This is a genomic window from Cupriavidus necator (assembly GCF_016127575.1).
Classification (GTDB): domain Bacteria; phylum Pseudomonadota; class Gammaproteobacteria; order Burkholderiales; family Burkholderiaceae; genus Cupriavidus; species Cupriavidus necator_D.
In genome coordinates this window covers 3,694,784-3,716,711 of the sequence record NZ_CP066018.1, presented here as the reverse complement: position 1 = coordinate 3,716,711, position 21,928 = coordinate 3,694,784, and the positions used below count along the sequence as shown (strand labels likewise).

Genomic DNA, 21,928 nt, shown 5'->3' with positions numbered 1-21,928 from the left:
GTTTGCGTGAATGCTAATGCCTGTTGGGCCGGATGCTGGTGCCAGATAGGGAAATTCTTGAGGTTTTGCACCAGCCTTGCATGCAAATCTGCGCGTACATTGCATTTCACTGCGCTTGCCGCATCACAGGGCAAGTTTCCTTTCCCACCTCAGGAACAGCAAATGGCAATCCAGCACCTCAAGCATGGCCGCAGCGCCAACGCGTCGTCGCAGGACGCAGCGAAAGTACGCGACACCGTGACCGCGATTCTCGCGGATGTCGCCGAACGTGGCGACGCAGCGGTCGCGGAACTGTCCGCGAAGTTCGATGACTGGCAGCCGGCAAGCTTCCGTCTGTCCGAAGACGAGATCGCAGCCTGCGTGCGTTCCCTGTCGCCGGGGCAGCTCGATGACATCAGGTTCGCCCAGGCACAGGTGCGCAACTTTGCCCAGGCGCAGCGCGAATCGCTGCGCGATATCGAAGTGGAAACGCTCCCCGGTGTAGTCCTCGGCCACAAGAACATGCCGGTCGACAGCGTGGCCTGCTATGTGCCGGGCGGCAAGTTTCCCCTGGTGGCTTCTGCCCATATGGGTGTCGTGACGGCCAAGGTGGCAGGCGTGTCCCGCATCATCACCGCTTCTCCGCCGGTTCAAGGCAGGCCGAATCCCGCAGTCGTCGCGGCCATGCATCTCGGCGGTGCGGACGAGATCTACACCTTCGGCGGGGTGCAGGCCATCGCTGCCATGGCATTGGGCACGCAAACCATCGATCCGGTATCGATGGTGGTAGGCCCCGGCAACGCGTTTGTCGCGGAAGCGAAGCGCCAGCTCTTCGGGCGGATCGGCATCGATCTGATTGCCGGGCCCTCCGAAACGCTCGTCATTGCCGACGACAGCGTGGATGCCGAACTGTGCGCGACGGACCTGTTGGGCCAGGCCGAGCATGGCTTCAATACGCCGGCCGTGCTGCTGACGAACTCGCTCAAGCTGGCGCAAGAGACCATGGCCGAGGTCGAGAGAATCCTGAACATTCTGCCGACGGCCAACACCGCCGGCGTGTCCTGGCGCGACTATGGCGAGGTCATCGTCGTCGATACGCTGGAAGAGATGGTCAGCGAGGCGGACCGCATTGCATCCGAGCACGTGCAGGTGATGACGCGCGACCCGGACTACTTCCTGAAGCACATGAAGCACTACGGCGCGCTGTTCCTCGGTCCGCGCACGAACGTCGCTTACGGAGACAAGGTCATCGGCACGAACCACACGCTTCCCACCGGAAAGGCGGCCCGCTACTCGGGCGGCTTGTGGGTCGGCAAATTCATCAAGACCTGCACCTACCAGAAGGTGCTGACCGATGAAGCCAGCGCCATGATCGGGTCGTATTGCTCGCGGCTGTGCGCCATCGAGGGCATGACCGCGCACGGCGAGCAGGCCAACATCCGCGTACGGCGCTATGGGCACAAGGACGTTCCGTACGGATCGGCGGTTCCCGCCTGAGTCAGGCTTCTCAGTGAGAGGCAAGCGGGCACTCGTCACCGGCGCGGGACGCCTGCTCTCTCACTGGATTGGTGCGAGACGCGTGGGCGCCGACACAGCGCTCACGAAGCGACCAGGGCGCGCCTGTCTGCCCGGCTGAGCCACACCACCAGGAATCCCGCCGCAGCCAGCAGGCCGCCAGCGACTGGCACCGCACTGTAGCCGAGGTCCAGGCTGATGACACCGCCACCGAGCGCTGCGCCCAGGGCATTGCCGAGATTGAACGCGCCGACGTTGATCGACGAGGCGAGTCCCGGTGCTTCCGCCGCGGCTTCCATCACCCGCATCTGCACCGGCGGGACGACCGCGAAGGTCGCGGCTCCCCAGGCCAGTAGTCCAAGGGCCGCGGTGACGTGGTGGGAGAGGGCGAAGGGGAGCACCAGCATGATGATGGCGAGCGCCGAAAGGACGATCTTCGTCGCGCCATCGAGCGACCAGTCCGCGAGCCGTCCCCCCACGTGATTGCCGACCGTGAAACCAATGCCGATCAGCACGAGCGAGACGGTGACGAAGGTGTCGGATGCGCCGGTGAGATCGGCAAGCACCGGCGCGATATAGGTGTAGAGCGTGAACATGGCGCCCGCGCCCAGCACCGTTGTCGCCATCGCCAGCAACACCGGCGGGCGGGTGAGCACGGCCAGTTCCCGGCGCACATTGGGCGGGGTGCCGCGCTCGCCCTGCGGCAACGCCAGCCAAAGCGCGGCAATGGCGACCAGCCCCAGCACCGCGGTGCCGGCGAACGCCAGGCGCCAGCCGACCTGCTGCCCGATCCAGGTTGCCGCCGGCACGCCGCCGATGTTGGCGATGGTCAGTCCCATGAACATCGTTGCCACGGCGCTGGCCTGCTTCTCCTTCGGCACCACGCTCGCGGCCACCACGGCGCCAAGGCCGAAGAAGGCGCCATGGTTGAGGCTGGTGACCAGGCGCGACGCCAGCAGCGTGGCGTATCCCGGCGCCAGCGCCGACAGCAGGTTGCCAACGGTGAAGATGGCCATCAGCGCCATCAGTGCGGCGCGCTTGCCGAAGCGGCTGAACAGCAGGGTCATCACCGGCGCGCCGACCATCACCCCAACCGCGTACGCGGTAATCAGCATCCCCGCGGTGGGGATGCTGACGTCGACGCCTTCGGCGATCACGGGGAGCAACCCCATCGGGGCAAATTCGGTGGTGCCGATGCCGAAGGCGCCGATGGCGAGCGCTAGCAGTGCGGTATTGGATTTCATCGTGGCAGATCCTGGCAGGTGCCTTACGCCGCGGCCTTGCCGTCGTAGGCGGGATAGTCGGTGTAGCCTTCGGCGCCGCCGCCATAGTGGAGCGCGCGATCGGACATGGCCAGGGGCCAGTCGTTCGCGAGGCGCGCGACCAGGTCGGGGTTGGCAATGAACGGCTCGCCGAATGCGGCAATGTCGATCAGGCCATCGGCGATGAGGTCCTCGGCGCGTGCGCGCGTCATGCCTCCGGCAAGGATCAGCACGCCCGTGAATCGGCTGCGGAACTTTGCAAGGAAGTCACCTGGCGTGGCCGAACTGCCGCGCGTGCTCTGATCCATCAGGTGGACGTAAGCGATATTGCGCCTGGAGAGTTCATCGGCGAGATGGAGATACGTTTCCTCGAGCTCCGCGTAGGCGGCCATGTCGCCGAGGCCGCCATAAGGCGACAAACGGATGGCCGTGCGTTGCGCACCGATCCGCGCCGCGACCGCATCGATGGCTGCCAGGGCGAAACGGGTGCGGCTTTCCAGGATGTCGCCGCGGAATTCATCGGTGCGATCGTTTACCGCCGGGTTCAGGAACTGCTCGATCAGGTAACCATTGGCGCCGTGCAGCTCGACGCCGTCAAAGCCGGCCTCCATCGCATTGGCGGCGGCCTCGGCAAAATCGGCGATCACGCCATAGACCTCGCCGGTCGTCAGTACGCGGGGCGCGGACACATCGACCGCACCCGGCGTGCCATCGGCGGTGTAACCCCAGGCCTTGGTGTTCTTCGCGGTCTGGCCGGTGGCACTGACCGGCTGTATGCCACCGGGCTGGATCGAAACATGGCTCACACGGCCGACATGCCAGAGCTGGGTGAAGATCGTGCCGCCCTTGGCGTGGACGGCGTCAGTGACCTTGCGCCAGCCATCGACCTGTTGTGGTGTGTACAGGCCAGGGTTGAACAGGAAGCCCTGGGCGCTGGGCGATATCACCGTGCCCTCGGTCACGATCAGGCCGGCGTCAGCGCGTTGGCTGTAGTAGAGCGCGTTGAGGTCGTTGGGAACCCCGTCCGGATTGCGGGAACGGGTCAGCGGCGCCATGGCGATCCGGTTAGCGAGCTGGCGCTCGCCCATGGTAAAGGGCTTGAACAGTAGACTCATTTTGGGACCTTGATCAGGGAGGGTGCGGCCACCGGGGGTACGTGGCCGCGGGCTCGGGAAGTTCGTCGATGGACCGCAGTTTGCGCGGTTTATATTTGTTGATTAAGCCGTGTATGGGTCAAATACTTTTGATTTCATATCAAATGTCAGGACCCGTCGTGCCGGGAGGGCAGGGCAGCAGCGGAGGCCGCCGCGCAGACCAGGCACGGGTGACCGCGATGACCCGGCGCTTATGCCGAAAAGTGCTCACCGGACCCATTGGCGCCGCGAGCGCCTTCTGAATAGGGATCGCGCGGGCTGTTGCCGCGTGCGCCATCCAGGTACGGGTCTGCCTGGCGCGCAGGACTGGCCGAGACACCGGTGCGGTCGAGTCCGGCAACCACTTGCAGGTCGGGATGCGAATCGGCTGCGTTGGCGCCGTCGTAGAACGGGTTGCGACGGTCATTGCCGCGCGCACCGTCCAGGTAGGGGTCGACCTTGCGGGTGGCAATGTAGCCATCCCGATTGGTGATCCTGGCACCATCGGTGTAGCCATCCCGGTTGCTGATGCGGGCGCCGTCGGTGTAGGCGTCACGAGGCGTGCTCACGCGGAATGCGCTGCCGGCGGTTTCCGGCTGAGCGGCTGCGTGGGCCACGCCGGCGGTCAGGGCGGCGGCCAATGTGATAGCCGTGAGGATGGTCTTTGCTTGCATGATGCTCTCCTGTTTAGTCCGATCGGCCGGGGCAACCTTTGGGTTTGGTCGCAGGGCCAGTCTGTCATCGAGATGGCAGCCTTTAAGTGATGCTATCTACTGGTAGATAGATCGGCGGATCAAAAAAAAAGACTGCCGGGTTTCACTGTTAAGAATCCCGGCATTGCCCGGGGGTGACTGGAGTCTAGGTAGGAGCGGTATGTCTGTCCAAGACGGAATGCGTCGAACTTAAGACCTTCCAGGTCTTGCGGGTGCTCCCCTCTCCCGCTCGCGGGAGAGGGGCCGGGGGGAGGGCCGGCGCCTCAGCGAAGTCCGGGCCGCCACCCCGCAGCTCAGCAGTGCCCCCTACTTTTCTACAAGACGGCCCAGCGTCTCCGGCACGATCGTAGCGCCCACCAGATAGACCAGCGTGACGGCCGCGAGGAATACACCAAGGATCACCGGCAGGTCGGCGGGCGTGCCGGCGGCGAGCGAGGCCAGCGTCGGCATCATCCCGCCGATGGCGAAGCCGATGTTCCACGACAAGCCCGTGCCGGAGGCGCGGATGCTGGTGGGAAACCGCTCGTTCAGGAAGATGAGGATCGGCGCGAAGCCGGCGCACCCGAGCATGCTGAGCGCCACCGCGTAGACGCCGCGCAAGGTGGCGGTTGGCGCGGCCGGCATCCACTGGTAGAGCAGGGGCATCAGCACCAGGCTGAGGGCGCCGATCAGCAGGAAGGCGCGCTTGCGCCCGACCAGCGTGCTGAAATGCCCCGCTGCCACCGATGCGACGATCACACCGAGGCTGCTCAGCATCAGGATGGCCGAGGACTCGCCGGGGGATGCCTTGACCACGACCTTCAGAAAAGTGGGAAGGTAGCCGGAAGTCAGGTAGTAGGCGCTGCCCGCGCCCACGGTCAGCAGGATGTTGACCAGCAGGATGCCACGATACTCGCGCGAGAACAGCGTGCGCAGCGGATGCGCTTGCGGCTTGGCGTGGCCGCTGGCGGCCTTTGCCGCCTGCAGCTGCTTCCACAGCGGCGACTCCTCCAGCGAGTTGAAGATGACCAGCCCCAGCACCGAGCTGACGATGCCGGCAAAGAACATGCAGCGCCATCCCCAGACCTCGAAGGCGTCGCCGGGAAACAGCGCCGTCATTGCCATGTAAGTGATCGACGCCAGCAGCGCGCCGATGCCCGCGCCGCCGCCGCCCACCAGGCCGGAAACCGCGCCGCGCCACGACGGCGGCACCGATTCCGTGCCTATGGTATGCGTCGAAGCGACCACGCCGCCGACGAACACGCCCTGCACCAGCCGCAGCAGGATGAACAGCGCCGGCGCGAAGAGGCCGACCTGGGCGACCGTCGGCAGCAGCCCGAACGCCGCAGTCGACAGGCCGACGCCGGTGACGGCCACCACCATGGCACCCTTGCGCCCGTGCCGGTCCGCGTACGCGCCGAAGATGGCCGAGCCGAGCGGGCGCATCAGCAGCGTCACCGCGAATGACGCGTACACGGCCGCCAGCGACAGCATCGCGTGCTCGGACGGAAAGAACAGCTTGCCGATCACCGGCGCCACGAACAGCAGGATAAACAGGTCGAACAGGTCGAGCGCCCATCCCATGCACGAAGCCGTCACCGCGCCCAGCACCTGCCGGTTGTTCGCGGCCACGGGCGCCGCGCTCTGCGCGCCGCTGGTCGGCACCTTGTCATTTGCCAGCACTTCCATCGTTGTCTCCATATATTTTTGAATGAACGGCTCCCCGCGATGCCCGCCAGGGGCATCGTCGATGGGTCCGTATGCGTCCGTATCTCCGGCGCGGCAGGCGGGTCAGCCCCGCCCGCGCTCAGCTGCCGCGGAAATCGGGATTGCGCTTCGCGTGGAACGCTTCCACGCCTTCGCGGAAGTCGTCCGAGCTGCGCAGGCGGCTGTAGCAGTGCCCTTCGAGTTCGATGGCGGTCGACAGCGGTGCGTCCTCGGTGTCGTTGAGCAGCTTCTTGGCGGTGCGCTGGGCCAGCGGGGAGAAGGCACGCAGTTCGTCGACCAGCGCATCGGTGGCGGCTTCCAGCTCGGCGTCAGCGACGCAATCCACGGCGATGCCCCACTCGTACGCCTGGCGCCCCGGGATGCGGCGCGAGCGCATGACGATGTCCTTGGTGCGGCCCACGCCCACCATCTTCTGCAAGCGCGCCGAGCCGCCGGATCCCGGAATCTGGCCGAGCTTCTGCTCGGGCAGCGCGTATTCCGTGGTGGCGGTGGCGATGCGGAAGTCGCATGCCAGCGACAGTTCGAAGCCCACGCCGAAGCAGTAGCCCTGGTTGGCCGCGATCACCGGCTTGCTGCAGCGCGCCGGCGCCGCCACGTTCCACGCGAGCTTCGACACATGCTCCGGCGACGCTTCCAGGAAGCCGCGGATGTCGCCGCCGCTGGAGAAATGCTTGCCCTGCGCGCGCAGCACGATGACGCGCAGGCGGTCATCGGCGTCCAGCGCCTCGAACACGGCACGCAACTGGTCGCGGGCCGCCATCGAGATCACGTTGTAAGGCGGGCGGTGCAGGATGATGTCCGCGCGCTCGCGGGCCGGGTCGATCTCCACGGAAAAACCGTCGAGGTCCTGCAGGCGCTGCTGGTCGGGATGGGTCAGTGCGAAGGCCTGGGTCATGTCGTTACTCCTTGATGGGGTCGCTGTGGGGAAGAGAGGAAAGTGCGCTGTATTCGCCCGCAGACAGCTTGCGGCGCAGGATCTTGCCGACCGGCGATTTCGGGATGTCGGCGACAAACACGTAGTCGCGCGGGCGTTTGAAGTTGACGAGGTCGGAGCCGCGGCAGTAGTCGTCGAGCGCGCCCGCGTCGACACAGCCGCGCGGCTTGACGAAGGCCACCACCTTCTGGCCCCAGCGGGCGTCGGGCACGCCGGCCACCGCCACCTCGTCCACGGCGGGGTGCAGGGACAGCACCGATTCGATATCGGCGGGCGAGATGTTTTCGCCGCCGCTGATGATCATGTCGTCGACCCGCCCGGTGACGAACAGGTCGCCGTCAGCGTCGAGGTAGCCGATGTCGCCGGTGAAGTACCAGCCGTCGCGCAGGGACTTGGCATTGGCGTCGTCGCGGTTCCAGTAGCCCTCGAAGGCCTCGTCGCCGCGCAGGTCGGCGATGATCTGGCCTTCCTCGCCGGGCGCGGCCAGCTCGTCGGGCGAGGCCGCGTCAAGCCGCGCCACGCGCAGCCGCGTGTTGAGGCCGGCGCGGCCCGCGCTGCCGGGTTTGCGTGCCGCGTGCTGGTCGACGCTGAAGGTGTAGACCTCGGACGAGCCGTAGTGGTTGACGAACAACTCCGGTCGGAACGCGTGCTCCAGGCGGGTCAGCAGGCCATCGTTCATGGCGGCGCCGGCGAAGCCGAGCTTGGTGACGGTGCGCACATCGTTGCTGTCGAAACCGGGCTCGGCCAGCAGGTCATGGTAGAGCGTGGGCACGAGATAGAGGCAGCTGACACGATGGCCGGCGATGGCCTGCAGCGCCTGCGACGCGCTCCAGCGCCGCACGCAGACGAATAGGCCGTCCACCAGCGCCATGGCCAGCAGGGACCGCACGCCCATGGTGTGGTACAGCGGCATTACGCCCAGCGTCCGTTCGCCGCGCCGGTACAGGTTCTGCGCAACATGCGCCAGCGCGGCTGCGCGTTCCTGCCGGTGGCGGCGTGGAACACCTTTTGGCTTGCCGGTGGTGCCGGAGGTGTACAGCATGAGCGAGATGTCGCCGGCTTCAGCCTGCGTGCTGTCCCGGCGGGGCGTGGCACGGAGCAGGGTGTCGAACGACAGCGAGCCGCCCGGCGCGCCGTCCAGCGCGATGCAGGGGATTTCCTGCGCGGCGGGGCTGTCCAGCACCGCGTCGGCGCTGACCGGCTCGAACACCAGCGCCTTCACGCCGGCGTCGCGCACGCAGTAGTCCAGTTCGTCCGGCTTGGCGCGCCAGTTCAGCGGGACGATGACCAGGCCGGCGAACTGGCAGGCCCAGTGCAGGGTCGCCATCTCCCAGCGGTTCTGCAGGATGGCGAGCACGCGGTCGCCCGGCTGCAGGCCCAGGTCGAGCAAGCCGGCGGCCACGCCGCGAATGCGCGCAAGCCATTGCTCGTAGGTCAGCAGCAGGTCGCCGTCGACGATGGCGGGGGCGTGGGGGCTGCGCTCCACGCTTTGTAGGAAGGTGCGGCCGAGATCAAGCATCGCAGTGCTCCTCGGCAAGGGGTGCCGCAATCCGGCGCAAGCGCGCGCGGCTGGCGGCCACGTCGAGGACGGCGGCGACGATCGGCGTGTAGCCCGTGCAGCGGCACAGGTGGCCGGACAGCATGTCGCGCACCTGCGCCTCGGTCGGCTCGGGCACCCGCTCCAGGTAGTCCGCGCACGACATCAGGATGCCGGCCGTGCAGAAGCCGCACTGCAGCGCATGGTGGCGGCGGAAGGCTTCCTGCAGGTCGCCCAGGCCTTCGCGCGGGGCCAGTCCTTCGACGGTATCGATGGCGCGGCCATCGGCCTGCACCGCCAGCATCAGGCAGGAACGCGCGGCGACGCCGTCCACCCGCACCGTGCATGCGCCGCAGACACCGTGCTCGCAGCCGACGTGGGTGCCGGTGGCGCCGAGCTCATGGCGCAGGAAGTCGGACAGCAGCTCGCGCGGCGCGCATAGGCCGCTGCGTTCGGTGCCGTTCAGGGTCAGGGTGATGCGCTGGCGCTCATCGCGCCGCATCACCGGGGGCGCACCCAAAGGTGCGCCGTGGGGGGTCTTGCTCATCTTGCCTCCTCGATTACGCGCATGCCCAGTTGCCGCACCAGGTGGCGGCGGTACTGCGCGCTGACATGGGCGTCGCCCTGCGCGCCCAGCTTCCAGCTGAAATCGTTGATTGCCTCGGCCAGCGCCTTGCCCTGCAGGCGTGGCCAGGTCTCGAGCACCGGCCGGTCAGCCACGCCGCCCACGGCCAGCGCAATGGCGTCGTCCGTGACGATGGCGGCGCACGCCGCCAGCGCGAAGTCGCCATGCCGGGCCGAGAACTCCGCAAAGCCGTAGCGCGCGCCGGGGCGCCGAAGCGGGAAGCGCACCGCTTCCACCAGCTCGTCGGGCTCGCGCGCCGTCATCAGCATGCCGCGGAAGAACTCGGCGGCCGGCAGCACGCGGCGCCGGCGCAGCGAGCGCAGCACCACCTCGCCGCCGAGCGCGGTGAGCACCAGCGGCAGCTCGGCGCTCGGATCGGCGTGGGCGATGGAGCCGCACACGGTGCCGCGGTTGCGGATCTGGAAATGCGAGATATGAGGGAAGGCGAGCGCGAGCAGCGGCACCTCGCTGGCCAATGACGGGCGCCATTCCACGCTGCCTTGCGTGGCGGCAGCGCCCACCACCAGATGGCCGTCTTCCACGCGCACGGTATCCAGGTCAGGGGTGCGCGAGATGTCGACCAGCAGTTGCGGCTGCGCGAGGCGCATGTTCAGCACGGCCATCAGCGACTGGCCGCCGGCCAGCACGCGGGCACCCTCGCCGGCATGGGCCAGCGCTTCCAGCGCATGCTGCGCGGATTCGGCGCGCAGGTAGTCGAATGCGGCGGGTTTCATCGACGGACTCCCAGGAGCGCCAGCAGGCGCGCGATCCAGCCCGGCTTGCGCGCGGGCTTGCCCCCGGCCTGGCGGCCGAGCGATTCGAACAGCTGGCGCAGCACCACCTTGGCCGCGCCTTCGAGCATGCGGCCGCCGACCGCGGCGACCTTGCCGGACACCTCGGCCTCGTAGTCATAGGTGAGACGGGTGCCGGCACCGTGCGGGGCCAGTTCGACCAGGCCCGCGCCGCGCGCGCTGCCGAGCGACGACAGGCCCGCGCCCGCGAGCCGCAACCGATGCGGCGGCTCCAGGTCGGACAGCGCGATCTCGGCTTCGTAGCGGGCCTTGATCATGCCCACGCCCACGGTCACGTCGGCGCGATAGCGGTTGTCGCCGATGGGCACGAGCGCGTGGCAGCCCGGCACGACCTTGGCCAGCGCCTGCGGGTCGAGCAGGACGGCGAAGACGGCCTCGGGCGTGGCGTCCAGGTCGACGGTGCCGCGCGCGCTCAGGGCCTTGCCGCCCTTGCCGCCGCTCTTGTTGTTTGCCGAGGCCTCTCTTGCTGCCTCGGCCAGTTCCGGACGCGATGGCGGCGGGTCGTCGAAGCCGATCATCGCCATCACCCTGGCGGGCGTGAGCGGCAGGCGGATGTCGCGCACGCCGAGCGCATCGGCCACCGCGTTGGCGACGCATGGCGGCGTGCTCATGTTGTTGCCCTCGCCGAGGCCCTTGGCACCGAGCGGCGTGAACGGGCTCGGCGTCTCCAGGTGGACGATGAGCGGGTCGGGCACCTCGCACGTGGTCGGCATCAGGTAGTCCGCCAGCGTGCCGGACTGGAAGCTGCCGTCCGGGCCGTAGCGGAACTCCTCCATCAGCGCCGCGCCCAGCCCCTGCGCGAAGGCGCCGCGGATCTGGCCGTCGGCCAGCGCCGGGTTGAGCAGCTTGCCGGCGTCGTGCGCGGTTACGTACCGGTCGATGCGCACGCGTCCGGTGGCACGGTCGATCTCGACGCCGCACAGGTCGAAGGCAAAGCCGTAGCAGGCGGAGGTGTTGACGCGGTCCTGCTCGTCCGGAGCGTCGAGGTTGGGGGGCGACCAGAACACGGTTTCGCGCAGGCCGGGCTCCTCACCGGCCGGCAGCAGCTGCGGCGACCAATGCGGCGCGTTACTGGCCGCGCGCGCAAAGGGCAGGGCGGTATCGGGCGCGCCCCGGCGCACGATGCGGCCATCCGCGAAGACCAGTTCGGCCGGGTCGCAGCCCAGGTGCGAGGCCACGATGCGCGCCAGCTTGTCGCGCACGCGCGTGGCGGCCAGGTGCACGGTGCCGGCCACGGCGCCGGCGAAGCGGCTGGAATAGTTGCCGGCGGCCACGGACCACGCATCCTTGTGCGTGTCGAACTCGACGTTGACCACGACGTCGCCCGGATCGATGCCGAGCACGTCGGCCACGACCTGCGCCGACACGGTCATGTGGCCCTGTCCCGCCGGCGTGGACGCGATGGTCACCACCACGCCGCCGAGCAGGTCCACGCTGACCGTGGCGCTGGCGATGGCGCCGTTCTTCGGGCCCGCCTTGCGGCGTGCCTCGGCCGGCGTCGCGGTGGTGATATAGCCCATGTTCGACACCGAGGGCTCGACGATGGCCGCGAAGCCGATGCCGTACAGCCTGCCCTCGGCGCGCGCGGCGTCGCGGCGGCGAGTGAGTTCACCGTAGTCGCCCGCTTCCAGCGCGCGCGACAGCGCCAGCTGGTAGTTGCCGGAGTCGAGCAGCGCGCCCGCCGCCGCGCGATAGGGAAAGGCATCGGCGGGCACGAAGTTGCGGCGGTAGACGTCGAGCGGATCCAGGCCCAGCTCCACCGCGATCCGCTGCACCAGCCGCTCCAGCGCGAAGTACACCTGCGGCCCGCCGAAACCGCGCACGAGGCCGGTCGGTGTCTTGTTGGTCAGCACCACGCGGTTGCGCACCAACAGGTTCGGGATCGAGTAGGCACCGGTCAGCAGGCCATGCATGCGGTAGAAGGTGGCGGGCTCCGGCGCACGCAGGTAGCCGCCGCAATCCTCGAGCTGGTCGTACGAGAGCGCGACGATGCGGCCGTCCGCCTCGACCGCGGCTTCCAGGGTGGAAAGCCGCGCGGTGGCAGACGTGGCGGCGCTCAGGTGCTCGAGCCGGTCTTCCACCCACTTCACCGGCGCGCCCGCCTTGCGCGAGGCAAGGCACATCAGCACCACGTAGGGGAACACCGCCTGCTTGACGCCGAAGCTGCCGCCCGAGTCGCGCGGCGCGACATGGCGCAGGCGGTTGGCCGGGACCTGCAGCGCCATCGCCATCACGGCATGCAGCGAGAACGGCCCCATGAAGTTGGAAGTGACCTGGTAGCCCTCGTTGCCCGGCAAGTGCTCGGCAACCACCACGCCACACTCGATCGGCGTGCATGTGTTGCGCGGGTAATGGGCGGTCAGCGCCACGCGGTGCGGCGCGGCGGCAAAGGCGGCCTCGGGGTCGCCGTAGCGGAAATGGCGGTCGCTGGCCACGTTGCTGCCGAGACCGGGATGCAGCACGCTCGCGTCGTCGGCGATGGCGGCCTCGATCGACACCACCGGCGGCAACACGCGGTACTCCACCCGCATGAGATCGAGCGCATCCTCCGCCAGTGCGCGGCTCTCGGCCACCACCACGGCCACCGGCTCGCCCACGTAGCGCACGCGCTCCATGGCCAGTGCCCACTGTTCCATCGGCGCCTTCACGCCCACCACGAAGGGCTTCGACCAGGAAGGCAGGTCGGCCCCCGTCAGCACGGCACGCACGCCCGGCGCCTGCAACGCGGCGGCGCAGTCGATGGCGCCGAGTTCGGCATGCGCGTGCGGCGAGCGCAGGATGGCGGCGTGCAGGGTGCCGGGCCTGACGCCGAGGTCGTCGGCGTAGCGGCCGCGGCCGGTCAGGATGGCGGCGTCCTCGACGCGCGGCATCGGGCGGCCGACATGTGGCGCCGGCCGGGTCTGCTGTGTCTCCACCGTGCTGGTCGTTTCGCCAGCATCGAATCTTTTCATTCGCGACTCCGTGTTGCGAGACGGTTTCGGGCCGGGAGGCCAGCGGAACCGTTCAACGTCAAACAGAGATTAGGGAGATTTAGATATAACGACTAATATTGTTTTTTGATCTATGCAATCAAATATTATGATGTGGCGATAGCTAGACTTGCACCCCTTGATGACACCGGATGGCGAGAAAACAACCTGTTTTATTGCGACGCCAGCGTTTGCGGTCGCCATCAAGGAAATTGATATAGTTGCCGTACTTATATTGATATCTGCCTGCACATGGACCTCAAGCAAATCCAATACTTCATCGCGCTGTTCGAGGACGGCTCCGTCACGCGAGCGGCCAAGCGGCTGAACATCGTGCAGCCGGCGCTCAGCATGCAGATCGCACGGCTGGAAGAGGAATTCGGTCAGAAGCTGTTCGAGCGCATCCCGCACGGCATGGTGCCGACTGCTGCAGGTCGCATGATGTACCGTCTGTTCCTGCCCATCGTGCGTGACATCGCCGGCGCTCGGCAGCAGATGATGCAGCGAGAAGAGCAGATGGCCGGCCGCATCACGCTTGGCATGGTGGCGTCCGAGACGGAGAGCGTGCTGGTGGATTCGCTGGCGCGTTTCAACGCGCGCTATCCGAACGTAGAGGTATCGGTCGCGGACGGCTTCAGTACGGCTCTGATCGATCTGGTTTCCGCCGGCCAGCTTGACGCGGCGGTGGTTCATCGCCAGCGTGGCCGGCTGGCGCTGCAGGTGCAGCCGATGCACGACGAGGAGATGGTGCTGGTGACCAGCGCAGAGCACGGCCCGGACCTTCCGGAATCCGTGGAGATGGCAAAGCTACCGGCACTGGAGTTGGTGCTGCCGACCAAGCGCCATGGCCTGCGCGTCGTGCTGGACACGGCCACGCAGGCGCAGGACGTCACGCTTGCGCCGAAGTTCGAGATCGACATCCTCGGCACCATCGTGCGGTTCGTGCAAGCCACGCGCTTTGTCACGGTGCTGCCGCGCATCGTGGTGCAGCGCGCAGTGGAAGATGGCAGGCTGCGCATGCATACCATTGTCGCGCCGCGTATCGTTCGGCATCTGGTCTGCGTGAGCCATCCGCAGCGGCCGTTAAGCACGGCAACTGAGGCGTTGATCGCCATCGTGACCGAGGAAATCAGGCGGGTTTCTGGGATGGAACAGGTTCCGATCGAAGGCGGTAGCCTGACCTAGCGCTCCGTTCCCAAGCCGATCCGGTGTCGCTCCTGCGTGGCATTATGCCGCGCATCCTCTTCGCTATGCAGATAGCCGCTCGTGTCGACAGCGAGCTGTAAGCCCGAAGTTTGTCGCGCGCAAAGCGCAGGTCAACCTGCTGGTCGGCCATGTGCGAGCCGGCGGTGTGGCGCAGCCAGTGCGCCGAGGCGCTGGCCAGCCCCGCAGCCTGACCCTCCCACTCGGGCCCGCGCGCGCAGGCGAGCGGCTGCCATGGCGAACACTTCCTTCAGCACCAGGTGCGGCGCCCCGCGTGACAGGGCCTGGTTGTCGTTCCGACGGCCGATGACGGGCAGCACCAGCGGGCGCGTCTCCCCAGGCTGCGGAGTAGGCGGCAGGCCGTGGGCGCGGCGGTAGCGCGCCAGTTCGGCGATCAGCTCGTCGGTGGCCGGCACCAGGCGTAGAACAATGCAATCCTTTCTTCTACGACGACGGCAAGGTCCTCCACGCGAGTTCGCCGTCTTCATACAAATTGCGGAAAACCCAACTTCCCTTTGTTCTACGCGTGATCAACGGTGACCTCGTCGAGAGACTCGCTAGGTATGAGCCACCAACGGAACCCAGGTCAAGGGAAGTAGTTGAGTTCCTGGAGCAACTCGGGCTCTCGGAGTTTGAACCCCAAGGTTTTTAACGCTCCCCGATTGCAGTGGCACTTTTGCTTTCACTTGGATCGAAGGTAAAAGTGTCATTTCGCACGCAGTCCGCATGAAGTTTGCCACTTCGCATCCTAGACTTCGAGAGCTGAGAGCTGAGAGCTGAGAGCTGAGAGCTGAGAGCTGAGAGCTGAGAGCTGAGAGCTGAGAGCTGAGAGCTGAGAGCTGAGAGCTGAGAGCTGAGAGCTGAGAGCTGAGAGCTGAGAGCTGTCCGTTCGTTCTTGATCTGATGGAAAATTTTCCGCATTTCACGGGAACCGGTCGCGCTTGCTTGACCGTCTGGCGCACACCCATTGGAAGCCTTTCCCGAGGCTGGGACGACGATTGACGGGTCGGGAAGCTGCGCGCTCCCGAAATTGCCTCAAGCAAAAAGGGGAACCTAAAATGCGCCATTTCGCTGTACTGGGTTGTCTGACGGCTGTCGCTTTGTCCATTCAGGCCGCGCCGCTGCCCGACTCGAACCGGGCGGCACCCGGCACGGAGGCAGCGCGTTCGGCCCGCCTAGTCGACCGTGACGGCGACCGGATCTCCGATGATCTGCAGGCGCGGATCGCAGCGGCACGGCCAGGTGACCTCGTCCGTGTCGTCGTCACGTTCAGCGGCCCGGGCACTGCGGCCACGGCGCGGCAGGCGGTCGGTGCTTTCACGCTGGACCGCGAATTCAGGATCATCCGCGGATTCTCCGCCACCATGACGACCGCCCAGATAAGGGCGCTGGCGCAGCAGCCTGGCGTGCGGCGGATCGAGGAGGACTTCACCGTTTCGACCAAGCTCAACGCCGCCCGCGCCGACTTCGGCACGGACGCGACACGCACCAGCTTCGGGGTTGACGGCGCCGGCATCAAGGGTTGCATCGTCGACACGGGCGTCGATTCGAACCACGAGCAGCTTGACGCGCGACCGATCCCGTTCTTTGATGCCATCAATGGACGGACTAGTGCATATGATGACCACGGCCACGGCACCCACGTCGCGTCGATCGCCTTCGGCGACGGCACGGGCGGCTCGGGCGCCGCCACCTACAAGGGCGTGGCGCCCGGCGCAGCGATCTACGCGGCCAAGGTGCTCGACCAGTCCGGCTCCGGACTCGAGAGCCAGGTCATCGCCGGCATCGACTGGTGCGTGTCCCAAGGGGTGCGGATCATTTCCATGAGTCTGGGCTCCAGCGCGCCGTCAGACGGACAGGACTCCCTGAGCCAGGCCGTCGATGCAGCGGTGAGCAGCGGTGCTGTCGTGGTGGTGGCGGCCGGAAATTCGGGCGACGAACCAGGGACGGTCGGCTCGCCCGGGGCCGCAGCGCAAGCCATCACCGTGGCGGCATGCGCGGAGTGGTCCGCTCCCGCCGGCGCGCCCAACCATTCGGACGGCATCTACGTGACGCCGTTTTCGAGCCGGGGACCGACGCTGGATAACCGTGTCAAGCCGGACATCTGTGCACCCGGACTGACCATCACGGCTGCAAAGGCCGGCACGGTCAGCGGTTATGTAACCTACAGTGGCACCTCCATGGCCACGCCGTTCGTCTCCGGCATAGTCGCCCTGGCGCTACAGGCGAATCCGATCCTGTCGCCAGCGGACCTGCGGCAGAAGCTCGAAGTCACGGCGCAGGACCGCGGCCCCGCCGGCAAGGACAATGATATCGGCGCCGGACTCCTTGACGGCTACGCGCTGGTGGCCAGCGCCAAGGGGGGCACCAGCTACCAGCCGACCGTCTTTCCGACGTATCGCAGGGTCACCGGCAGCGTGGCCAATCATGGTCAGTGGAGCTACACGTTCTCCATCGCCCAGGCTGACCTCGGTGTTCCCATCGGTGCCACGGTCACCATTAACGGCCAGGCGAAATGCATCCTGCCGCTATTGGGCGGCTGCTTCGCCGCGCAGTGGGATCCCGATCTCGACGCCCGGCTGCTGGACCCCAACGGCGTCGTGCTGTCCGAGAGCCTGTGCATGGCCGGCGTCGAATGCGGTGGCATCGGCCGTCAGGAAACACTGCACGCACTGCCAACCGTGGCCGGGACGTACACTATCCAGGTGTCCCCGTCCGAGGACAGCGTGAACCTGGGCAAGGGCGGCAGCTTCGCCCTGGACCTGTCGAGCGGCCCTCGAGCCGGCATCGCGAGTCTGCCCGTGGTGCACGTGGGCGGCCTGAGCGCCAGCAGCACCGGAAACAAGACGGGATGGACCACCACCGTCACGGTCACGGTGCACGATGCCAGCCACAACCCGGTGCCGAACGCAACCGTGAGCGGAACCTGGAGCGGCGGCTACAGCGGGAGCTCGGCCTGCACCACGGGCGCCGGCGGACAGTGCATGGTCACGAGCGGAACGATCTCCAAGCGAAAGAACAGCGTGACCTTCGCCGTGACCAACATCACCGGCACGCTCACCTACCAGGCCAGCAGCAACGACATGACAAGCGTCACGGCGACAAAGCCGTGATGCGTTCGCGCGCGGCTGCGACCGGCATCGCTTCGATCTCAGCCCTGACCGCGTTCCACAGGTCGTGGCTCAGGTAGCGCGTGATCCGCGGCCGGGTCGGGGGCGCCCCGGCGAGCGAGCGCGAGCGGATTGCCGGCCAGGTAGCCGGCTTCGGTCAGCCACGCGAACACTCGTTAAGGATAGCCAGCGCCTGGCGCACGCAGGGGGGCGCGAGCTTGCCTTGGCTCGTTTCCCAGGGATTGGCCAGAACGATGCCGACTCCTTCGAAGTCTTTGCTGTTACGCGTGGCCAGCGCGGCGGCGTGGTGCAGGCAAATAGCTGCAATCTGCGCATCCGCCATGCTAATCGGACGACCCGCGTGCTCTCGCCGGGATACGAGCGCGGCGTAGTGAACGGCGGCGTCCTCGTCGAAAGGAAGCACCCGGCCGGCGAATTCCTCATCGAGCATCTGCAGCGCGGCTTCCTCTAGTCCGGTTTTGCGGCGCCCGTCCGGCAAACGCGCTATTCCATACAAGAGTTCGGCAACCGTCACGGCGGTTATGGCTAGCGATTCTTGTTCCTGCCGGTCCAGCCAATCGACGACGGCTGGCTCCGCCTAGGCCCGCATGAGCTCCGACAGGACATTGGTGTCGAGGACGATCATTCAGGCAAATCCGCCGACCGCGGTCGCTCCACGCGCAAGGGAAGATCCAACCCCGGATCGGCTAGTGTTACAAATCGCTGATGCAACCGGCTTCCCAGGCCGCCCGGGGGCCCGGTCGCTTGTTGAGCGCGCGCCGCAGAATCTCGCGCACCTCTTCCTCCATGGAGCGGCCGTGCTGCGCGGCTTCGATGCGCAGGCGTGCTTTCAGCTCGTGGTCAATGTTTCGAATGGTCAGCGTGGCCATGATACGAGCCTGCAGCGGGCCTTACGCACGGCGAAATCGAAAGCCTCAGTGGACTGATCCGGGACCTTGCCGCACGTCACATGACGATGATTCTTGTCGAGCACCATGTGGACATGATCATGGCTGTTTCGGACCATGTGACCGTCCTGGATTACGGAAAAGTAATCGCGTCGGGGCCGGTGGCCGAAGTCCGAAACAATCCTGCCGTGATTGAAGCCTATTTTGGCTCAAGCAAGTCACAGGAAGATCCTGAGCCTGCGCTGGAGGTGCGGTCATGAGCAACCCCTTATTGAAACTTGATGGCGTATCCGTGAACTATGGACGGATCGAAGCGGCACGTGCGGTTTCCCTCGAAGTTCACGAGGGCGAGTTCGTCAGCATCATCGGATCAAATGGCGCTGGAAAGAGCTCAACTCTCAAGGCCATCGCGGGGGTCGTGAAGCCGGTTGCCGGCGCCATTACTTATGCAGGGAAGCAGGTGCATGGCCGTGGTCCGCACGAAATGGTTGCGTGCGGAATCGCGATGGTACCAGAGGGGCGTTACGTTTTCGCGGATCAGACCGTGGAAGACAATCTCATCCTCGGTGGCTACATACACGCTCAGCGAAAGGGCGTCGCGTCCCTGCGGGGAGATATCGACAGGATCTACGACCTCTTTTCACGCTTGAAGGAACGGCGATTGCAAGCTGCAGGTTCCCTCTCGGGTGGCGAGCAGCAAATGCTTGCGATTGGTCGGGGGCTATTGTCCAAGCCCAGGTTGTTGATGATCGACGAAGTATCTCTCGGTCTAGCGCCCAAGGTCCTCGATTTTCTATTTCCGGTCTTGAAAGAGTTGAACCGGCAGGGCTTGGCAATTCTGCTCGTCGAACAACTGGCCGTGCAGGCACTTTCCGTAACCACTCGTGCTTACGTGATGGAGAACGGTCGCATCACCATGAGTGGTCCGTCGGCACAACTTGCCGGAAACCCGGCGGTGATGGAGGCATACCTGGGAAAGGCAGCTTGAAGTCTGTCGCCCTATTGGTCCTATTGGATTGTCGAATCACCGCTGTATCGGCCGACCGGTCGGTAAGAGGAATTCACGTGTTTTCACTGAGAGTAAGAAAGGAGAAGGGAAATGCCACAACGTATCGTTGACCTGACGCTGTCTGACAACATGCCGGCGCACAAGCTGTTCCAGCGTCCGATCGTCACGCCGCATCTGACGCATCAAAAGACACAGTCCTTTGGCTTGGTCGTGCCGGAAGACAAGATGACGTTCGCCACGACGTTCATCGCTACGATCGACCATATCGCGACGCACGTGGATGCGTTCTATCACACCAATCCGGACGGCTTGCCCGTGGACGAAAGCCTCCTTGACGATCCGGGAGTTTGAGCGGTGGCTAGTTCTCGAGATTGCCGAACGCTAGCTTTGCCACTTGAGCAGCGGCGTGACTTCGTAGCTCATGTAGCCGCCGACATAGTGCTTGGCAACGTTACGGATTTTGCCGGTCAACAACGACGTAAAATCGTACGCGGCCGGGCTGACCTTCATTCCGATGGCCTTCTCCGCGTTGGGTGGTCTTGCGGCATTGCTCACACCTCTTCAACAGCGACGAATACAGCACAAGCGAAAAACGAACTTGCATGATGATAGTGACTACCCTAGACTGACTTTCATATCGATAGCAAGCAGTCTCTCAAGGAAGCCAATCATGCAGAAGAAGCCACTTGGCGAAACGCCGTGTCCGATTGCTCGCACCGCGGCCCGCGTCGCCGACAGCTGGAGCGTATTGATCCTGCGCGAAGCCTTTTACGGCGTGACCCGGTTCGACGAGTTCCAGCAAAACCTGGCTATCGCGCCCAATATGCTCACGCGTCGCCTGAACTCGCTTGTCGAAGAAGGCATGCTTGAGCGTCGCCAGTACTGCGACCGCCCGCCCCGCTCCGAGTACATCCTGACCGCGCGCGGGCGCGATTTCCGCCAGGTGCTGCTGGCGATGCTGGCCTGGGGCAACAAGCATCTCGCGCCTGAAGGCGAAAGCGTGCAGTTGACGAACCGGCGCACCGGCGTGCGCGTGGAACCTGTGCTGGTCGACGCCGCCAACGGGCGCCCGGTCACCGATGCCGACTATCACCTTGCACCCGGCCCCGCCGCCAGTGACCGCGTGCGCCAGCGGTTGTCGCGCTCGGCGGAAGCCTGAGCCGGATTTCCCGCGCAGCCAATTCTTGTTGCAACCTTCAAGACCCGGCTACCGGGCGCATACCGCATGGAGTGCGTGCGGCCGATTGAAACTGATTGTTTGGTAGGGAGAATGCGATGCATGCAAGAGATGTCGTGCTGTGCCAGCCGGTGCGCACCGCCATTGGCGCCTACAACGGCTCACTGAAGGCCGTTCCGGCGGTTGATCTCGGCGCCGCAGCGATACGGGCAACCGTGGCACGGGCGGGAATCGATCCAGGCGAGGTCGGCAGCGTGGTGTTCGGAAATGTGATCCAGGCCGGCAACCGCATGAACCCGGCCCGGCAGGCTGCCATTGGGGCAGGGCTGCCGGTTTCGGTTCCGGCGATGACCGTCAACCGCGTTTGCGGCTCGGGGGCCCAGGCCATCGCCACGGCAGCGGACGAGGTACGGCTCGGCTATGTAGATATCGCCATCGCCGGCGGCATGGAAAACATGGATCGCGCGCCATACCTGATGCCGTCCGGCCGCTGGGGTCAACGCATGGGCGATTCCGTCCTGTACGACAGCATGCTGCACGACGGCCTGTTTGACGCCTTCTCCGGTGAGCACTCCGGATGGCATACCGAGGACCTTGTCGCCCGCTACGCGCTGACCCGCGAGGCCCAAGACCGCTGGGCCGAGCGTTCGCAGCGGAATTTCGCGCTGGCGCAGGCGAACGGGCGATTCACCGGCCAGATTGCCGGGGTGGCGACCAAAGGGAAGGGCGGTACGGCCATGTTCGAAGTGGACGAAGCCAACCGCCCTGATACCAGCCTCGATACGCTCGGCCGGCTCAAGCCGGCGTTTCGCCCGGACGGCACGATTACCGCCGGCAATGCGCCCGGGCTCAACAGCGGCGCAGCGGCCATGATCATTGCCGAACGTGCGCTGGCTGAAGCCAGGGGGCTGCAGCCGTTGGGACGATTGGCCGCTTACGGTGTCGGGGCCGTGGAGCCCGGCATGTTCGGGCTGGGCCCGGTCCCGGCGGTGCGGCAGGCGCTGCAACGCGCCGGCTGGGAGCTGGGCGACATTGAACGCATCGAGATCAATGAAGCATTTGCCGCGGTGCCGCTGGCTGTCGCGGTGGAGCTCGGATTGCCGCACGACATCATCAACGTCGACGGTGGCGCCATTGCCCACGGCCATCCGATCGGTGCGACCGGCGCGGTGCTGACGACGCGGCTGCTGCATGCCATGCGCGCCGACGGCATACGGCGCGGCATCGTCACGCTGTGCATCGGCGGCGGACAAGGGATTGCGCTGGCGCTCGAGACGCTGGCCTGATCCGTCTGTTCTCGTAGCGGGCATGCATTGATGCAAAGTTCAGCACAAA

General features: G+C 66.1%; 19 protein-coding genes and 2 pseudogenes. 8 read left to right on the top strand and 13 right to left on the bottom strand.

Annotation, left to right across the window (positions count from 1 at the left end):
- Nucleotides 1–162 precede the first annotated feature (162 nt).
- Complete coding sequence (gene hisD / locus I6H87_RS17515; protein WP_011615235.1) at nt 163–1,476, top strand: histidinol dehydrogenase; 1,314 nt, start codon at nt 163–165, stop codon at nt 1,474–1,476.
- 101 nt (nt 1,477–1,577) lie between these two features.
- On the opposite strand, the gene I6H87_RS17510 is transcribed toward hisD, so the two are convergent.
- The 9 genes from I6H87_RS17510 to I6H87_RS17470 form a co-directional block, all read right to left on the bottom strand.
- Nucleotides 1,578–2,738 carry an MFS transporter gene (locus I6H87_RS17510; RefSeq protein WP_011615236.1) on the bottom strand — a complete coding sequence of 387 codons (1,161 nt, stop codon included), beginning with the start codon at nt 2,736–2,738 and terminating at the stop codon, nt 1,578–1,580.
- Nucleotides 2,739–2,761: 23 nt separating this feature from the next.
- Complete coding sequence (locus I6H87_RS17505) at nt 2,762–3,871, bottom strand: alkene reductase (RefSeq protein WP_011615237.1); 1,110 nt, start codon at nt 3,869–3,871, stop codon at nt 2,762–2,764.
- Between the two features lie 230 nt (nt 3,872–4,101).
- The gene (locus I6H87_RS17500) at nt 4,102–4,563 is read right to left on the bottom strand and encodes a hypothetical protein (protein WP_011615238.1); all 462 of its coding nucleotides are present in this window, start codon (nt 4,561–4,563) and stop codon (nt 4,102–4,104) included.
- Nucleotides 4,564–4,908: 345 nt separating this feature from the next.
- Nucleotides 4,909–6,270, bottom strand: a complete 1,362-nt coding sequence (locus I6H87_RS17495) for an MFS transporter (protein WP_010811794.1) — start codon at nt 6,268–6,270, stop codon at nt 4,909–4,911.
- A 118-nt stretch (nt 6,271–6,388) separates the two neighbouring features.
- On the bottom strand, nt 6,389–7,204 hold the full coding sequence (locus tag I6H87_RS17490; RefSeq protein ID WP_011615239.1) for an enoyl-CoA hydratase/isomerase family protein: 816 nt from the start codon (nt 7,202–7,204) through the stop codon (nt 6,389–6,391).
- Nucleotides 7,205–7,208: 4 nt separating this feature from the next.
- On the bottom strand, nt 7,209–8,762 hold the full coding sequence (locus I6H87_RS17485) for an AMP-binding protein (RefSeq protein WP_011615240.1): 1,554 nt from the start codon (nt 8,760–8,762) through the stop codon (nt 7,209–7,211).
- Nucleotides 8,755–9,327 carry a (2Fe-2S)-binding protein gene (locus I6H87_RS17480; RefSeq protein WP_010811797.1) on the bottom strand — a complete coding sequence of 191 codons (573 nt, stop codon included), beginning with the start codon at nt 9,325–9,327 and terminating at the stop codon, nt 8,755–8,757. Before I6H87_RS17480 ends, I6H87_RS17485 begins: the two co-directional genes overlap by 8 nt.
- Complete coding sequence (locus I6H87_RS17475) at nt 9,324–10,139, bottom strand: FAD binding domain-containing protein (RefSeq protein WP_011615241.1); 816 nt, start codon at nt 10,137–10,139, stop codon at nt 9,324–9,326. The genes I6H87_RS17480 and I6H87_RS17475 overlap by 4 nt, the downstream gene beginning before the upstream one ends.
- Nucleotides 10,136–13,168 (bottom strand): xanthine dehydrogenase family protein molybdopterin-binding subunit, encoded by a 3,033-nt coding sequence (locus tag I6H87_RS17470; protein WP_010811799.1) that lies wholly within the window; start codon nt 13,166–13,168, stop codon nt 10,136–10,138. Before I6H87_RS17470 ends, I6H87_RS17475 begins: the two co-directional genes overlap by 4 nt.
- A gap of 270 nt (nt 13,169–13,438) precedes the next feature.
- Between I6H87_RS17470 and I6H87_RS17465 the strand changes: the two genes are divergently transcribed.
- The gene (locus I6H87_RS17465; protein ID WP_011615242.1) at nt 13,439–14,371 is read left to right on the top strand and encodes a LysR family transcriptional regulator; all 933 of its coding nucleotides are present in this window, start codon (nt 13,439–13,441) and stop codon (nt 14,369–14,371) included.
- Here the strand turns inward: I6H87_RS17465 and I6H87_RS34380 are convergent.
- Nucleotides 14,368–14,811 (bottom strand): annotated as a pseudogene (locus I6H87_RS34380) (tyrosine-type recombinase/integrase); the annotation flags it as partial. The gene I6H87_RS17465 and the pseudogene I6H87_RS34380 sit on opposite strands and share 4 nt — an antisense overlap.
- A 636-nt stretch (nt 14,812–15,447) precedes the next feature.
- Between I6H87_RS34380 and I6H87_RS17460 the strand changes: the two are divergent.
- A complete protein-coding gene (locus tag I6H87_RS17460) occupies nt 15,448–17,502 on the top strand; it encodes a S8 family serine peptidase (RefSeq protein WP_011615243.1) in 2,055 nt (684 codons plus the stop codon).
- 154 nt (nt 17,503–17,656) lie between these two features.
- Here I6H87_RS17460 and I6H87_RS34905 read toward each other — a convergent pair whose 3' ends face one another.
- Together I6H87_RS34905 and I6H87_RS17445 are read right to left on the bottom strand one after the other, a co-directional pair.
- Nucleotides 17,657–18,034 carry a type II toxin-antitoxin system VapC family toxin gene (locus I6H87_RS34905; RefSeq protein ID WP_413227079.1) on the bottom strand — a complete coding sequence of 126 codons (378 nt, stop codon included), beginning with the start codon at nt 18,032–18,034 and terminating at the stop codon, nt 17,657–17,659.
- Nucleotides 18,035–18,141: 107 nt separating this feature from the next.
- Nucleotides 18,142–18,389: pseudogene (locus tag I6H87_RS17445) on the bottom strand (FitA-like ribbon-helix-helix domain-containing protein).
- 80 nt (nt 18,390–18,469) lie between these two features.
- Here I6H87_RS17445 and I6H87_RS17440 point away from each other — a divergent pair.
- The 3 genes from I6H87_RS17440 to I6H87_RS17430 all read left to right on the top strand — a co-directional run bounded on the left by I6H87_RS17440 (nt 18,470) and on the right by I6H87_RS17430 (nt 19,767).
- Nucleotides 18,470–18,667: an ABC transporter ATP-binding protein C-terminal domain-containing protein gene (locus tag I6H87_RS17440; protein ID WP_041687326.1), complete on the top strand. Its 198-nt coding sequence runs from the start codon at nt 18,470–18,472 to the stop codon at nt 18,665–18,667.
- The gene (locus tag I6H87_RS17435) at nt 18,664–19,395 is read left to right on the top strand and encodes an ABC transporter ATP-binding protein (protein WP_011615246.1); all 732 of its coding nucleotides are present in this window, start codon (nt 18,664–18,666) and stop codon (nt 19,393–19,395) included. The genes I6H87_RS17440 and I6H87_RS17435 overlap by 4 nt, the downstream gene beginning before the upstream one ends.
- 111 nt (nt 19,396–19,506) lie before the next feature.
- Nucleotides 19,507–19,767 carry a cyclase family protein gene (locus I6H87_RS17430; protein WP_011615247.1) on the top strand — a complete coding sequence of 87 codons (261 nt, stop codon included), beginning with the start codon at nt 19,507–19,509 and terminating at the stop codon, nt 19,765–19,767.
- 30 nt (nt 19,768–19,797) lie between these two features.
- Here I6H87_RS17430 and I6H87_RS17425 read toward each other — a convergent pair whose 3' ends face one another.
- On the bottom strand, nt 19,798–19,971 hold the full coding sequence (locus I6H87_RS17425; RefSeq protein WP_155737094.1) for a hypothetical protein: 174 nt from the start codon (nt 19,969–19,971) through the stop codon (nt 19,798–19,800).
- 115 nt (nt 19,972–20,086) lie between these two features.
- On the opposite strand from I6H87_RS17425, the gene I6H87_RS17420 reads away from it, so the two are divergent.
- Nucleotides 20,087–20,575 carry a winged helix-turn-helix transcriptional regulator gene (locus tag I6H87_RS17420; RefSeq protein ID WP_011615249.1) on the top strand — a complete coding sequence of 163 codons (489 nt, stop codon included), beginning with the start codon at nt 20,087–20,089 and terminating at the stop codon, nt 20,573–20,575.
- A gap of 116 nt (nt 20,576–20,691) precedes the next feature.
- Complete coding sequence (locus I6H87_RS17415) at nt 20,692–21,879, top strand: thiolase family protein (protein ID WP_011615250.1); 1,188 nt, start codon at nt 20,692–20,694, stop codon at nt 21,877–21,879.
- Nucleotides 21,880–21,928: the final 49 nt, after the last annotated feature.